Raw genomic sequence first — 13,883 nt, forward strand, 5'->3', positions numbered from 1 at the left:
CGAGCCAGTGGGAGCTGCGTCCTTGCGGCGAATGCGGCTCCCAAGGCGCCTGCCCAGATGCTAGCGAGGGTGATGCATTCGGTTAGCCTCACCCCCTCCATCACCCCCGCTATGCCTGCGACCAAGGCAGGCTGCAGTCTTCTGCACCCTCTCGGGAAACGGCATCGCGTTTGAGCGGTCAACATCACACAGCCTGATGTTGGAGGACGCCATGAGCGACCAAGCCCTGACCCTCGACGATGCCATGCAGCTCGTTTCCGAGGCCTTCCTGCCGTGCGGTTGCGTCACAAGTGCCAACCCGGACGACGACAGCTTCAGCTTTACCGTAATGGATGGCAGCGGCAGCGAAGTGCTGCGCGTGCCCAACGTTTCCCGCGAGGAATACAGCCACGCTCAGCACCTGGGCAGCGTGATCGAACAGGCGCGCCTGGAGGTAGAGGACAAGGCCCAGCGCCTGGAGCCCTGGACCATGCCAGCCCTTGACGACGACACCGGCATTCCCGAAACCCCGCCTAACTACTGATAGCCGTTTCACTTCAGGCTTGCGGCGCGCCCGCAGGCAGAAACGCCGGCCGTCCCATGAGCGAGGGGGTTTCGAATGGGCAACCTGGCAGAACAGCCGACAGAGCAATCAACCCTTGCCGAGACGGATTGTCCGTTACGGCAATTCGCGCAAGTACGCGCCACCACCGAAGCGATCTGTGCGCCTCTGCAGACCGAGGACCATGTCATCCAGAGCATGCCGGACGTCAGCCCGCCAAAATGGCACCTGGCGCACGTCAGCTGGTTCTTCGAAGCCTTCCTGCTCAAACCCTTCCTGAGCGGCTACCGCCCGCTGGACCCGGCCTATGACCACCTGTTCAATTCCTACTACGAAACCCACGGCACGCCCTTCCCGCGCGCCAGCCGCGGGTTGATCTCCCGCCCTGGCGTGGCGGATGTCTACCGTTTCCGCCAGCACGTAGATCAGGCCATGGGCGAACTGCTTAGCAACCTGCCTGCCCGACATGCGGCGGAAATCCTGCGCCGCGTCGAGCTCGGGCTGCAGCACGAGCAGCAGCACCAGGAACTGCTGTTGATGGATATCAAGCACATCCTCGCGCAGAACCCGCTGCAGCCGGCCTATCGCACCGACCTTAGAAAAGCACCGAAGCTGTCCAGCGAAGCCCTTCAATGGCATCACTACCACGGCGGCATTCACAGCATCGGCCATGGCGGCGAGGGCTTTGCCTTCGATTGCGAAACACCGCGGCACAGACAGTTCGTCGAGGATTACCAGCTGGCCAGCCGCCCGGTGAGCAACCGTGATTACCTGTCGTTCATGGTCGATGGCGGCTACGCGCGCAGCGAGCTCTGGCTTTCCGATGGCTGGGCGCACATCCGCCAGCACGGCTGGAATGCTCCGCTGTACTGGTCGCGCCACGAAGACACCTGGCACGAAATGACGCTCGGCGGACCACGCCCGCTGGATCTCGACGCACCGGTCTGTCACATCAGTTTTTACGAGGCCGACGCCTATGCCCGCTGGGCTGGGGCCCGGCTGCCCACCGAAGCGGAATGGGAGCTGGCTGCCTGCAACCAGCAACCTGAAGGCAACTTCCTTGAAAGCGATCATCTGCAACCTGTCGCCGCCGAATCGGGAGAAGGGCCTTCGCAGCTGTTCGGTGATGTTTGGGAATGGACAGCCAGCGCCTACCGCCCCTACCCCGGCTTCCGCCCGCTCGAAGGCAGCCTGGGCGAGTACAACGGCAAGTTCATGTCCGGGCAGATGGTCCTGCGCGGCGGCTGTTGTGCCACCCCGCAACGCCATATCCGCGCCACCTACCGCAACTTTTTCCAGCCGGCCATGCGCTGGCAGTTCGCCGGGCTGCGCCTGGCCAGGGAGTTCTGAATGGCATTGGCTGTACAGCTGCACGACAACATCCTGCCACCCAGGGATAGCTCCCTGCGCGACGAAGCTCTGGCGGGCTTCGCCGCTTCGCCCAAGCACCTCTCGCCCAAGTTCTTCTACGACCGACGCGGCTCGGAGCTGTTCGAGCAGATCTGCCTGCAGCCGGAGTACTACCTGACCCGCACTGAGGAAGCCATCCTCGCCGACGCGGCGGACGAGATTCGCCAGATCGTCGGCCCGCAAAGCAACCTGATCGAGCTGGGCAGTGGCGCCAGCCGCAAGGTGCGTTTGCTGCTCGAAAGGCTGCGGCCAGCCAGCTACCTGGGTATCGACATCTCCGAGGATTTTCTGCTGGACAGCACCCGCCGCCTGGCCGCCGATTATCCCTGGCTCGACGTGCATGCCGCCTGCAGCGACTTCTCCGATCACCTGCAACTGCCCGACGACTTCGCCCTGGAGCACCCGCTGGTGTTCTTCCCCGGCTCCAGCATTGGCAATTTCACCCCGGAACAGGCGCGCCGACTGCTCGGCCATCTGCACCACATCCTGCCGACCGGCGGTGGCGTATTGATCGGGGTCGACCTGCTCAAGGACAAAGCCACGCTGGAGGCTGCCTACAATGACCGCGCCCAGGTCACGGCGGCCTTCAATCTGAATCTGCTGCACCGCATTCGCCGCGAACTGCACAGCGATATCGATCCGGCGCGCTTCGTTCACCGCGCGTTTTTCAATGAGGATCAATCGCGCATCGAGATGCATTTGGTCAGCCGTATCTCGCAAACCGTGGCCCTCGAAGGCCAGCTGTTTCGCTTTCGGGCTGGGGAAAGCCTGCACAGCGAAAACTCCTACAAATACAGTGTGCAGGGTTTTATCGAGCTGGCCGACAGTGCCGGATTCGATTCCAGCGGGCTCTGGACCGATGCCGGGCAACTGTTCAGCGTGCATTACCTACAGCGCCGCCCATGAGAAGCCTGCCATTTATCTGCCTCGGCGGCCTGCTGGCCGTGCTCGGCTCGACCCTGGCCAGCACTGGCGAAGAGCCGCTCAGGCTCAAGGACCTGCAACGCTGTGGCGACCTGTTCAACAGTGACGAGCTGACCTTTTGCCTGCGTGGCGAAGGCCTGGCCAAGGGAGAGCCGAAGCTGCTGCTCAACGGCAAGCCGCTCAAGGCCGAACGCCGTGGCGACGGGCGGCTTCGCCTGACCCTGCGCAAGGCGGACCATGAAAGCGGGCCGCTCTGGCTGGAACAGGGCGAGCAACGCAGCAATCCCGTCTGGCTGACACTCAATGGCAGCCACGTCATCGCTGCAGGTCCTGCCGAAGTGGCAAAGAACATGGACGGGCTGACCACTTATGTCGATCTGATCAGCCTGATCATCGAAGAGAAATACGACGGCCTCGAAGAGGCGCGACGCCTGGCAAAAAAGTACGACGCCAAGGTGGTCGGCATGATCGCGCCCCTGAATACCTACCAGTTGCGCCTGCCGGTGAAGAACCTCACCGAGCGTGACGCCCTGGTGCTGCGCCTGGGCAATGAAGTCAGTGTGGACGCGGTAGTGGTCGAGGAGTCTGGCGCTGAAGCGCCCGTCGAGAGCGATCCTGAAGACAAGCCGCGCAACAGCGAATGGGTCGCCAATCGCTTTCTGGATGCCGTGCACTACTACCAGCAGCGGCTGCCGTCCAAAGAGGCGCCTGTAGAGCCCCATCCGGTGCGGATTGGCATTATCGAGCGCGACGTCGATTTCGATTCGCCCGAGTTCGCCCCCTATATCGACGACTGCAACCCGCGCGAGCCGCGCACCTGCGTCTACGCCAGGGATGCGGAAACGCCAGCGGGGCATGGCACCACCGTCACTGGCATTCTCGCCGCACGCAACGAAGATCCTGCCGACAGCGGGTTCCTCAGCGCCGTGGAACCAGTCAGCGCCGGCTACCAGGTGATCGTCGAACGCAACTCGGATGCCGGCATCACCGCCAATATCGCCGCCTCGGTTAATCTGGTGGAAGACGGCGTGCGCATTCTCAACTGGAGCTGGGGCATCCATCGCATAGGGGCGCGGGATATCGAGGGCGAGGAAGTCGATTCGCTGATCCGTTCCGGCATTGCCATGAGCGGCTATGAGGAGCTGTTGGAAGAATTCTTCCTCTGGCTGCGCCGCGAACATCCCGATGTGCTGGTGGTGAACTCCGCCGGCAACGGCTCGGCACGCTCCGGCCAGGACGACTACCGACTGCCCTCCTCCTTTATTACCGACCAGCTGCTGGTGGTCGGCGGCCATCAGCGCAGCGACAAGCACGATGTTGCCGTGGAGGACCCTGAATACGCCACGCGACGCCCCTCATCCAACCTCGACATGCGCGTGGACATCACCGCTTCTGCCTGTACCCGTGCGGCGACGCTTGAACCCGGCAAGCGCGGCGATGTGCATTGCGGTACGTCCTACGCCACGCCGATGGTGGCCGGCATTGTCGCGGCGATGTTGTCGATCAACCCGGAACTGGAACCGTCACAGGTACGCGAACTGCTGCGCCGTAGCGCCATGACCATAGGCCGCGGCAGCGATTTCGAGCCATCCGAGGCCGACGATTTGACTGCTCCCATCCTTCCCTCGGAACGAGCCTATCGACTCGACGACGAGGATATCGGTCGCTCGGCCCGGCTGGATATGCGCAAGGCACTGGAGCTGACGGTGGAAAGTCTGCAACAGGAGCGGTAACAACCGATAGAAACATCAAGACATAATTAGCGAAACCGTTCGTCAGCACTTGCGGCGGCTGTGAAAAGTTGCGTCGTCAGTATTACGTCATTCCGTGAACGATCTTTGCAGTAGCTCTTTCAAGTACTTGCGTAAATAACTCCAAAATCTCCTGAAATTGCTCTCAATATCACTTTGATGGCCACCCTATCGACTGAAGAGTTTTCGTCGACTTTCTGGCGTCAATGTTCATTTTATTAACTTATACCGTTTCTATATAAAGCGCCTTCATATGGCCGAGCCGTCGAAATAGCGGATTCGCTCAGCCTAAAAGGCAGCAACGGGTAGTTCTGAATCTCCTCTCAAGTTGCCTCCGTACTTTTTAAAGGATCTGCAAAAGATCTTTTGACGTATCAAGTTCCGGAGTTTTCCATGTCCCTCAACGCATTATCAGGCTCTCGAAAGAGCCTGCTCGGCGCTATCACCCTGAGCGCATTGTTCGGGTTCGCCAGCCTCGCCCCGATGAGTACGACCGCAGCAGCCGCTCAAACGGCAGCAAGTACGCAGCACGCGGCTCAGCTCAATAACTTCACCAGCAACGACTGGAACAAGGGTACCTGGCGCGCCTCGCCTGGGGTGTCCATCCCCGCTACTGCGGCAAACAAGGCAGCGTTCAAGAAAGACGGCAAGATCCGGCTGGGCGACGGGCAAATTCGCACCATCAAGGCCATCTATTTTTCCGGCGCGCACATGAGCCTCATGCTCGACGGTGCACAGCTCAACGCCAACAGCGTAGGGCATCCGAAGAGCGTCACTGCGCTGGCTTCCGCAGCTACGCCAGCCCCGAGCCAGCCGGCACCCGCTCCGACACCGGGCAATAACAATGGCGCCCATAGCAGCGCCATCAACGACTACACCAACAACGACTGGATCAAGGGCGTGTGGCGCAAGTCCGCCGGTTTCTCGCTGCCCACCACAGCAGCCAACCGCGACGTGTTCAAGCCCGGCGCCTCGGTCCGCCTGGCCGACGGCCAGGTTCGCACCGTCACGGCGATCTATATCTCCGGCAACAACATGAGCGTGATGCTCAACGGTGCCACCATCGGCGCCAACCTGGGCCATCCCAACAAGCTGTTTGCCGCCACCGCTACTACGCAGCCGAGCACGCCAACCACTCCAAGCACACCGGCACCGGCACCTGCGCCAACCAAGCCAGCGCCTACTCCTACGCCCGCTCCTAATCCGACACCTACTCCTGCACCTGTAGCGGATTCGGGCCAGACGGTTACCCTGAACGCCTTTAACGGCAAGGACTTCACCGGTGGTATCTACCTCACCTCACCGGGCTTTTCCGTCAAGGACACTCCGGCCAACCAGGCCGCCTTCCACAAGGGCGCTAAAGTCAGGTTCGCTGACGGCCAGATTCGTACCGTAAAAGTCGTATACCGCTCCGGCGGTAACATGACGGTTCTGGTAGACGGCGGCGCCATTGACGGCAAGGCCGTGGGCTACCCGCGCACCATTTCGGTGAGCAGCACCGGCTTCAGCCAGCCGCGTCCCGGTAACGGCTCGCCTTCGCAGGGCGGCTCCACGGGAGGCACCCCGATCAATCTGGTGGGCGTCAATCTTGCGGGTGCCGAATTCAGCGCCGGCAACAGCGCCAGCGACAGCCTGCCCGGGCGCTACCTGATCCATTACATCTATCCGGGCGAAGCCGACTTCAAGCGTTATGCCGACCTGGGCATGAAGCTGGTTCGCCTGCCCTTCCGTTGGGAGCGCATCCAGCCCAAGCTGAACACCGAGTTGAACGCAGCTGAGCTGGGCCGGCTGATGACCACCCTGGATCATGCGCGCAAGCACAACGTCCAGGTGATACTGGATATGCACAACTACTACCGCTACTACGGCAAGCTGATCGCTTCGAACGATGTCCCGATCAGCACCTTTGCCGACAGCTGGCGGCGTATCGCCCAGAAGGTAGCCAACCACCCTGCAGTTTACGGCTACGGCCTGATGAACGAACCGCACTCCACCAACGGCAAATGGCCCGAGGCGGCACTGGCTGCATCCAAGGCCATCCGCGAGATCGATCGCACACGCTGGATTTATGTCGCCGGGGATCGCTGGTCGAGCGCCTATCACTGGCCTTCGTACAACACCCGCCTGGTCAATGATCCCTGGATGCGCGACCCGAAGAACAACCTGGTGTATGAGGCACACCTGTATCTGGATCACGACTTCTCCGGTAGCTACGCCAACCGCAACGCCGTTTACGACCCGATGACAGGTGTCAACCGCGCCAAGCCCTTTGTCGAATGGCTACGCAAGCACGGGCTGCGGGGCTTTATCGGCGAGCACGGCGCACCGGACTATTCACCGTCGGCAATCGTCGCCACCGACAACCTGCTGAAGTACCTGGGCGATAACTGCATCCCCAGTACCTACTGGGCAGCAGGCCCCTGGTGGGGCGAGTACGCACTGTCGCTGGATGTAAAAAGCGGCAAGCCACGCCCGCAGCTGCCAATGCTGCGCAAGCACACGGGCAACACTTCCTGCACCAGCATCGGGCCGTTCTAGCCGTCCCTGCATCGCCCCGCATTGCGCGGGGCGATTTGCTTAAAGCCTCCCTGCCCAGACCACGGCAGGAGCAGACTTGTCCGAGAGCTCTGCTTTTGGGCTCAGGCATGAAGCCAGCATCACAAGCTCGCGGCCAAGTCCGCGCCAAAAACGGTTGCCTCGTTTGAGGGAGGACCGGACTCAGCGCCCCAGCTCGTCGAAGACTTCCGGTACCAGAGCGGTCTGGCCCTTTTCGTCGAGACGTGAGGTGGCTGTCTCATCTTCCAACATTGCCAGCAGCCGCTGGCCACGCTCGGTCAGGACGAAGTTCTCTCCATTGCCGCCCTGCTCCTCGGGCCGCGACTCCAGAAACCCGCCCTCGTAGAGCAAGCTCTCATAGTTCTGCGCATCGGCCTTGAGGGAGTCGAGGTTGGGCATCGTCTGGCCACTATCCTCCAGCGCAACCGCATGTTCCTCAGCGTACTGACGCGGCGTAAAAGGCTCCGCGCCGGGTTTCTGCGCTTCGCGAAGCAGTCGCAGCATCAGGCTCCAGTTGTAAGTCATGAGCATTCTCCCGTTGCATGCCACCGCTCAAGGGCAGCGGCTCTGTCATAGGGACCCTGCCAAGGCCAGCCTGGTTCGATCACCACGGGCTGAACCAAAACGCCGTCCGGATGCTCAACCGTACGAATGTAAGGTCAACGGAGCGCCGCCATGAAATACCTGATGATTCCCCTCGCCGCCGCCCTGCTGGCAAGCCAGCCGGCATTTGCCCAGTGCACCACGGACATGATCAATGCCAAGGCGGAAGAACTGGCCGAACGCGTAAGCCAGCTGACCGAGCGCAACCCTGAGCGGGCCGCCGAAATCAACGAGGAATTAAAGGAGATGGAAGTAAAGCGGACTACAGACGAGCTGGGCGATGAGTGCCAGGCGTATGAGCGGCGCCTGCAGCATATTGAGCAGGCTGAAAAGGACGCGGATATTCCGCCGGCCAAGGAGCGCTGAACCTACGCGTCTTGGAGCGAGGCGTAGAGCGCATCTCGCTCCAACGATCTACCGGTCAACCGAACGATGGGCATTGGGTTCGAGGGTGAACAGGCGCTCGTTGAAATAGGCCAGCAACAACAGCTGGTCAATATTGCCTGCAGGCTACCGGCCCAACGTGCCTTCTGCGCATCCGGGGCCGAGCTGAAGTCATGGTGGATATAAAAAGCGATATCCACCCTACACCTTCCTGCCCGAAGCCAAACCCCTTCGTAGAGCCGCGCCCTCTCGGCGAAGCATCTGCCTGCCGGCAGAGCTTTTGCGCCGCGAGAGACACTCGCCAGAGCAGCTGCAGAGCAACGGCCTGTTATTGAGCGTCGGGCTTCTTGCGCTTCAACGGCGCCATGCCGTCGCTGCTGACTACCTGCGAAGCCGGCGCTTCGCGCTTGGCATTTCTCGGCCGTTTGGCGGTCGGCTTGGACGATTTGGCTTTTTTGTCCCCGGCCTTTTTCTTGTCTTCCTTTTTCTTCTTGGTACCGGCGGCCTTTCCCGACGCCTTGAGGTTCTTCGGGCCCATGTAGCTGCCCTTCAGCCCCTTGATCACGCGATGTTCGAAGCGCTGCTTGAGGTAGCGTTCGATGCTCGACATCAGGTTCCAGTCGTTGTGGCAGATCAGCGAGATCGCCAGCCCGTCGGCGCCGGCACGGCCGGTGCGACCGATACGGTGCACGTATTCGTCGCCGGAGCGCGGCATGTCGAAGTTGATCACCAGATCCAGCCCTTCGATATCCAATCCGCGCGCGGCCACGTCGGTGGCCACCAGCACCTTCATCCCGCCTTCCTTGACGCGGTCGATGGCCAGCTTGCGGTCCTTCTGATCCTTTTCACCATGCAGCACGTAGGCCTTCACACCTTCGGCCACGAGCCGCCCGTAGAGGCGATCGGCCTGGGCGCGGGTGTTGGTGAAAACCACCGCTTTCTTGTAGGTCTCGTTGGCCAGCAGCCAGTGCACCAGCTTCTCTTTATGTTCGATGCTCTCAGCGGTGATGATCTGCTGCCGGGTACCCTCGTTCAGCTCGCTGACGCGATTGAGCTGCAGGTGCAGCGGATCGCGCAATACGCTGGCGGTCATCTCGCGCAAAGCGGCGCCACCGCTGGTAGCGGAGAACAGCAGGGTCTGCTGGCGCTTGTCGCACTCGTTCACCAGGCGCTGCACGTCATCGGCAAAGCCCATGTCGAGCATGCGGTCGGCTTCATCGAGGATCAGCAGCTCGACATCCTTGAGGATCAGGTTGCCGGCATTGAGGTGTTCGATCATTCGCCCCGGCGTGCCGATCAGGATGTCCGGCACCTTGCGCATGATTGCTGCCTGGACCTTGAAGTCCTCACCGCCGGTGATGATCGCCGACTTGATAAAGGTGAACTGCGAAAAACGCTCGACCTCCTTGAGCGTCTGCTGGGCCAATTCACGGGTCGGCAGCAGGATCAGCGCACGAACATCGGTGCGCACCACGGCATCGCCAATCAGACGGTTGAGCATTGGCAGTACGAAAGCCGCGGTCTTGCCGCTGCCGGTCTGCGCGGTCACCCGCAGGTCGCGCCCCTCGAGCGCAGGAGGAATGGCCGCAGCCTGCACCGGGGTCGGCTCGACGAATTTGAGTTCGGCGACTGCCTTGAGCAGGCGTTCGTGCAGGGCGAATTGGTCAAACAAGGGGCATTACCTCAGGCAAGTCTGGAAACAGGTGGAAAAAACGCTGCATAGATTAACCCGTCTGCCTCGCAAAGGCGCGTCGTCATTGCCGTTCGCAGCGCAGCAGCCAGCACCGCTGCGGTATTACCCCGCATCGGCGCCGCATCTCGGCAAGAGCCTTCCTGCCGTAGAGCCGAATTCCTTCGGCTATTGATTCGCGGAAGACCAGCAAGCTTGCTGTACGGGTGCTTCAACGACCTTGGCCGGCTGCCTTCAAACGATCATTGCGGCTCGCAGTCGAGCTGAATGCGCAGGCGGATCACGTCACGCTTGAACTTGGCGGTCAGCGCCTTCTGCTCGCCGGCCTGCAACGTGGTGCGACGGCTGCGGGGCGCCTCGGGACCGTTGCGGAACACGGCTTTGCAATCCACCGGCGCAGCGCCGAGATTGTGCAGGTGCAGCGCGGCCATATCACGGTCGATGGACGAGGCATTGGCCAGGACCTCGGTGCCGTTGAGCTGCTGCTGAATGTCCACCGGATAGCTGACGGCCAGGACACTCAGTGGGATGATGGCCAGCACAGCCAGGCAGATTCTTTTCATGGTAAGCAGCTCCTCATTCAGGCGGATGCCAGCCTACCAGACAGAAGCAGAAGGAAAACAACGGAATGAAAGCGCCTCGTGTAACCCTCGATCAGTGGCGAACCCTGCAGGCAGTGATCGACCACGGGGGCTTCGCCCAGGCCGCCGAAGTCCTGCATCGCTCGCAATCCTCGGTCAGCTACACCGTCGCGCGCATGCAGGAGCAGCTCGGCATTCCGCTGTTGCGCATCGACGGACGCAAGGCGGTACTCACCGAAGCCGGCGAGGTGCTGTTGCGCCGCTCCCGGCAATTGGTCAGCCAGGCCAGTCAGCTGGAGGATCTGGCCCATCACATGGAACAGGGTTGGGAGGCCGAGGTACGCCTGGTGGTAGATGCCGCCTACCCCAACGCTCCGCTGCTTCGAGCACTGAAGGAATTCATGCCTTGCAGCCGCGGCTGTCGGGTGCGACTGCGCGAGGAAGTGCTTTCGGGCGTTGAGGAGGTACTCAAGGATGGCACCGCAGACCTGGCCATCACTGCACTGGAGATCAACGGCTACCTTGGTACTGAACTGAGCACCGTCGAGTTCATTGCCGTGGCCCATGCGGAGCACCCTTTACACCAGATGCAGCGCAAGCTCAGCGTGCAGGATCTGCAGGGTCAGATGCAGGTAGTGGTGCGCGACTCCGGACAGCGTCAACCTCGTGACGCAGGCTGGCTGGGGGCCGAGCAGCGCTGGACCGTCGGCAGCCTGGCCACTTCGGTGGCCTTCGTCAGCAGCGGGCTGGGCTTCGCCTGGCTGCCGCGGCACATGATCATGCGCGAACTCGCGGACGGCCTGCTGGTACCGCTGCCCTTGATCCAGGGCAGCACCCGGCGCCCGTTTTTCTCCCTGTACACCAACCCCGACAAACCGCTCGGGCCGGCGACGCAGATTCTCATCGAGCTGATCAAGACGTACGATGCGCAATCACAATCTGCGCCGGACCGCCTGAACTTGGTTTCCAAACCCACTAGGACTACACCATGAAACGACTCGTACTTGCCGCCTGCTCATTGCTGCTCGCCGGAAATCTGCTCGCCGCGGATAACCCGCACGTATTGCTGAACACCAGCATGGGCGAAATTGAAATCGAGCTGGAGGCTGAAAAAGCGCCAATCAGCGTGAAGAACTTCCTTGAGTATGTAGAAAGCGGCTTCTACGACGGCACGGTATTCCACCGCGTGATTCCTGGTTTCATGATCCAGGGCGGCGGTTTCAACGACGGCCTGGGCCAGAAGCCCACCCGCGAGCCGATCAAGAACGAGGCCGACAATGGCCTGCACAACGTTCGCGGCACCCTGGCCATGGCCCGTACGCAGAACATCAATTCCGCCACCAGCCAGTTCTTCATCAACCACCGTGACAACGACTTCCTCGATCACGGTAGCCGTGACTTCGGCTATGCGGTATTCGGCAAGGTCGTACGCGGCATGGAGGTGGTCGACCAGATCGCCCAGGTGCCGACCGGTAATCGCAGCATGATGCAGAACGTGCCCCTGACACCGGTGAAGATCATCTCCGCGAAGAAGCTGTAATTCCACGGCATTGGCGCATGGGGCCACGTGCGCCAACACTACGAATCGCAACAGGAGGACGCGTAATGACTGAACAGAATTACCTGAACACTCCCGAAGGCGAGGCAAAGCTGCTCCAGGACCTGCTCAGCGCCGAGCGCGCCGGCGCCCGGGTTGCCAGTGAAAGCCTGCAGCAATGCGACGATCCGAAAATGCAGGCCTTGCTGGAGCAGATTCGCCAGGGCGAAGTCGAAAGCTGCAAGCTGGTGCTCAATTGCCTCAAGCATCTGGGCATCGAACCGAACCGGGAAACCGGCGCCTTCTACGGCAAGGCGATGGCCATCGAGTCGTTGGAAGAACGCCTGCCCTTTGTCGACAAGGGCCAGCAATGGGTTATCCGCAAACTGCGCGAATACCTGCCCGGCTGCGAAGATGAGCTGATTCGCGGCGAGCTGGAAAAGATGCTGCACATCCACGAAGTGAACAGCAAGGCGGCCTGAGGGCCAGGCAGGCGGCTCAGTCAGCCGCCTGCCTGGTCATGTAGCCGACTGCCCCCTATTCGGCGCCCTGCGCCATGCCAGCAGTCATTCGTTTGGCGTCGTTCGCAAAGGTACGCGACGCGCAAAACAGAAATATCATCGTAAGCAACAGCGTGGCCGGGATCAGGTACATGGCGTCATGCAGACCCACAGCCCGGAACGGCTCGCTCATCTGGCTGGCCCCGGCAGCTATCATTGCCGCCTGGGCAAAGTGGTCCGAAAGCAGCCCAACCACCACAGTGCCCAAACCACCGCCGAGCAGGTAGAGACCGGCGAAGAACAGGGCCATGGCAGTAGCCCGCAAACGCGGCTCGACCACATCCTGAATCGCGGTGTAAACGCAGGTGTAGAAGTTGTAGGCAAACAGCCAACCGATACTGAACACCGCGATGAACAGGCCCACTGCGATCTGCCCGGCAAACAACGCATAGCCGGTACACAAGGTGGCCACCAGCATGCTGGCCGTGGCGAACAGCAGGCGACCGCGCTCGAAACGGGCATGGATGCGGTCGGCTACCCAGCCGCCCAGAGTCAGCCCGAACAGGCCTGTCACGCCGACGATAACCCCGGTCGCCAATGAGGCATCCACCAGCGGCACGGCGAAATAGCGCATCAGCATCGGCACCATGAAGGCGTTGCAGGCATAGGTGGCAAAGTTGAACGCCAGGCCGGCCAGCACCAGCCACCAGAAGGTGCGTATCGCCAGCACCTTGCGTATCGGGTTCCTGACCGGTTCCTGGGAGACGCGCACCGCTTCTGCCGCGCCCCGTCCCGGCTCCTTGATCATGAAAATGAATACCGCCAGGATCAGCCCCGGCACCGCTGCGATGAAGAAAGGTGCACGCCAGCTATCGAACAGCTGCACCATCCAGCCGATGGTAAAGAAGGCCAGCAGCAAACCGAACGGCAGACCGAGCATAAAGATGCCCATCGCCCGGGAGCGCTTGTGTGCCGGAAACAGGTCGCCGATCAGCGAGTTGGCAGCCGGTGCGTAGCTGGCTTCGCCGATACCGACGCCCATGCGCACCAGCAGAAAGCTCCAGAAGTTCCACGCCAGACCGTTCACCGCGGTCAGTCCACTCCACGCCGTGAGCCCCCAACCCATGATCTTGCGCCGCGAACCGGTGTCGGCCATGCGCCCCAGCGGCAGGCCGGCAATGGCATAGACGAGGGTGAAGGCCGTGCCGATCAGGCCCAGCTGGAAGTCACTGAGATCCCATTCCAGACGCAGCGGCTCGTTGATGATCGCGGGAATGGTGCGGTCGAAGAAATTGAACAGGTTCGCCAGGAACAGCAGGAACAACACGCGCCAGGCGTTCGCGGCTTGGGAGGATTGCTGCATGACGTCGCTCTCGATTTATTGTTATTGGGTCGGTGTCGAGAGT

13 protein-coding genes are annotated in these 13,883 nt (G+C 61.5%); 9 read left to right on the forward strand and 4 right to left on the reverse strand.

What is annotated here, in order from left to right:
* Nucleotides 1-211 precede the first annotated feature (211 nt).
* From BN1079_RS07050 to BN1079_RS07070, 5 genes are all read left to right on the forward strand, one after another.
* On the forward strand, nucleotides 212-523 hold the full coding sequence (locus tag BN1079_RS07050; protein ID WP_037023262.1) for a hypothetical protein: 312 nt from the start codon (nucleotides 212-214) through the stop codon (nucleotides 521-523).
* 75 nt (nucleotides 524-598) lie between these two features.
* A complete protein-coding gene (gene egtB, locus BN1079_RS07055) occupies nucleotides 599-1,891 on the forward strand; it encodes an ergothioneine biosynthesis protein EgtB (RefSeq protein ID WP_037023263.1) in 1,293 nt (430 codons plus the stop codon).
* Nucleotides 1,892-2,857, forward strand: a complete 966-nt coding sequence (gene egtD / locus BN1079_RS07060; protein ID WP_037023264.1) for an L-histidine N(alpha)-methyltransferase — start codon at nucleotides 1,892-1,894, stop codon at nucleotides 2,855-2,857. It begins immediately after the preceding gene.
* Nucleotides 2,854-4,608: a S8/S53 family peptidase gene (locus BN1079_RS07065; protein WP_037023265.1), complete on the forward strand. Its 1,755-nt coding sequence runs from the start codon at nucleotides 2,854-2,856 to the stop codon at nucleotides 4,606-4,608. The genes egtD and BN1079_RS07065 overlap by 4 nt, the downstream gene beginning before the upstream one ends.
* 411 nt (nucleotides 4,609-5,019) lie before the next feature.
* Nucleotides 5,020-7,164, forward strand: coding sequence for a glycoside hydrolase family 5 protein (locus tag BN1079_RS07070; protein WP_037023266.1), 2,145 nt, complete (start codon nucleotides 5,020-5,022; stop codon nucleotides 7,162-7,164).
* A 180-nt stretch (nucleotides 7,165-7,344) separates the two neighbouring features.
* Here BN1079_RS07070 and BN1079_RS07075 read toward each other — a convergent pair whose 3' ends face one another.
* On the reverse strand, nucleotides 7,345-7,707 hold the full coding sequence (locus tag BN1079_RS07075) for a hypothetical protein (protein ID WP_037023267.1): 363 nt from the start codon (nucleotides 7,705-7,707) through the stop codon (nucleotides 7,345-7,347).
* 150 nt (nucleotides 7,708-7,857) lie between these two features.
* Here BN1079_RS07075 and BN1079_RS07080 point away from each other — a divergent pair, with 150 nt between their 5' ends.
* The gene (locus tag BN1079_RS07080; RefSeq protein WP_037023268.1) at nucleotides 7,858-8,151 is read left to right on the forward strand and encodes a hypothetical protein; all 294 of its coding nucleotides are present in this window, start codon (nucleotides 7,858-7,860) and stop codon (nucleotides 8,149-8,151) included.
* Nucleotides 8,152-8,497: 346 nt separating this feature from the next.
* Here the strand turns inward: BN1079_RS07080 and BN1079_RS07085 are convergent, their stop codons facing one another.
* Nucleotides 8,498-9,841, reverse strand: coding sequence for a DEAD/DEAH box helicase (locus tag BN1079_RS07085; protein ID WP_037023269.1), 1,344 nt, complete (start codon nucleotides 9,839-9,841; stop codon nucleotides 8,498-8,500).
* Nucleotides 9,842-10,101: 260 nt separating this feature from the next.
* Nucleotides 10,102-10,422, reverse strand: a complete 321-nt coding sequence (locus BN1079_RS07090) for a hypothetical protein (RefSeq protein ID WP_037023270.1) — start codon at nucleotides 10,420-10,422, stop codon at nucleotides 10,102-10,104.
* A 65-nt stretch (nucleotides 10,423-10,487) separates the two neighbouring features.
* Here BN1079_RS07090 and BN1079_RS07095 point away from each other — a divergent pair, with 65 nt between their 5' ends.
* The 3 genes from BN1079_RS07095 to BN1079_RS07105 all read left to right on the forward strand — a co-directional run bounded on the left by BN1079_RS07095 (nucleotide 10,488) and on the right by BN1079_RS07105 (nucleotide 12,459).
* The gene (locus BN1079_RS07095) at nucleotides 10,488-11,432 is read left to right on the forward strand and encodes a LysR family transcriptional regulator (protein ID WP_037023271.1); all 945 of its coding nucleotides are present in this window, start codon (nucleotides 10,488-10,490) and stop codon (nucleotides 11,430-11,432) included.
* On the forward strand, nucleotides 11,429-11,980 hold the full coding sequence (locus BN1079_RS07100; RefSeq protein WP_037023272.1) for a peptidylprolyl isomerase: 552 nt from the start codon (nucleotides 11,429-11,431) through the stop codon (nucleotides 11,978-11,980). Before BN1079_RS07095 ends, BN1079_RS07100 begins: the two co-directional genes overlap by 4 nt.
* 65 nt (nucleotides 11,981-12,045) lie before the next feature.
* On the forward strand, nucleotides 12,046-12,459 hold the full coding sequence (locus BN1079_RS07105; RefSeq protein WP_037023273.1) for a DUF6306 domain-containing protein: 414 nt from the start codon (nucleotides 12,046-12,048) through the stop codon (nucleotides 12,457-12,459).
* Between the two features lie 55 nt (nucleotides 12,460-12,514).
* Here the strand turns inward: BN1079_RS07105 and BN1079_RS07110 are convergent, their stop codons facing one another.
* The gene (locus BN1079_RS07110; RefSeq protein ID WP_037023274.1) at nucleotides 12,515-13,840 is read right to left on the reverse strand and encodes a spinster family MFS transporter; all 1,326 of its coding nucleotides are present in this window, start codon (nucleotides 13,838-13,840) and stop codon (nucleotides 12,515-12,517) included.
* Nucleotides 13,841-13,883: the final 43 nt, after the last annotated feature.

Source organism: Pseudomonas saudiphocaensis (assembly GCF_000756775.1).
Lineage (GTDB): Bacteria > Pseudomonadota > Gammaproteobacteria > Pseudomonadales > Pseudomonadaceae > Stutzerimonas > Stutzerimonas saudiphocaensis.

Bases quoted from the DNA above. Each gene is read 5' to 3' on its own strand.
- BN1079_RS07050 (WP_037023262.1), top strand. From the start codon at position 212: ATGAGCGACCAAGCCCTGACCCTCGACGATGCCATGCAGCTCGTTTCC.
- BN1079_RS07105 (WP_037023273.1), top strand. From the start codon at position 12,046: ATGACTGAACAGAATTACCTGAACACTCCCGAAGGCGAGGCAAAGCTG.
- BN1079_RS07070 (WP_037023266.1), top strand. From the start codon at position 5,020: ATGTCCCTCAACGCATTATCAGGCTCTCGAAAGAGCCTGCTCGGCGCT.
- egtB (WP_037023263.1), top strand. From the start codon at position 599: ATGGGCAACCTGGCAGAACAGCCGACAGAGCAATCAACCCTTGCCGAG.
- BN1079_RS07065 (WP_037023265.1), top strand. From the start codon at position 2,854: ATGAGAAGCCTGCCATTTATCTGCCTCGGCGGCCTGCTGGCCGTGCTC.
- BN1079_RS07090 (WP_037023270.1), bottom strand. From the start codon at position 10,422: ATGAAAAGAATCTGCCTGGCTGTGCTGGCCATCATCCCACTGAGTGTC.
- BN1079_RS07110 (WP_037023274.1), bottom strand. From the start codon at position 13,840: ATGCAGCAATCCTCCCAAGCCGCGAACGCCTGGCGCGTGTTGTTCCTG.
- BN1079_RS07080 (WP_037023268.1), top strand. From the start codon at position 7,858: ATGAAATACCTGATGATTCCCCTCGCCGCCGCCCTGCTGGCAAGCCAG.
- egtD (WP_037023264.1), top strand. From the start codon at position 1,892: ATGGCATTGGCTGTACAGCTGCACGACAACATCCTGCCACCCAGGGAT.
- BN1079_RS07100 (WP_037023272.1), top strand. From the start codon at position 11,429: ATGAAACGACTCGTACTTGCCGCCTGCTCATTGCTGCTCGCCGGAAAT.
- BN1079_RS07075 (WP_037023267.1), bottom strand. From the start codon at position 7,707: ATGACTTACAACTGGAGCCTGATGCTGCGACTGCTTCGCGAAGCGCAG.
- BN1079_RS07095 (WP_037023271.1), top strand. From the start codon at position 10,488: ATGAAAGCGCCTCGTGTAACCCTCGATCAGTGGCGAACCCTGCAGGCA.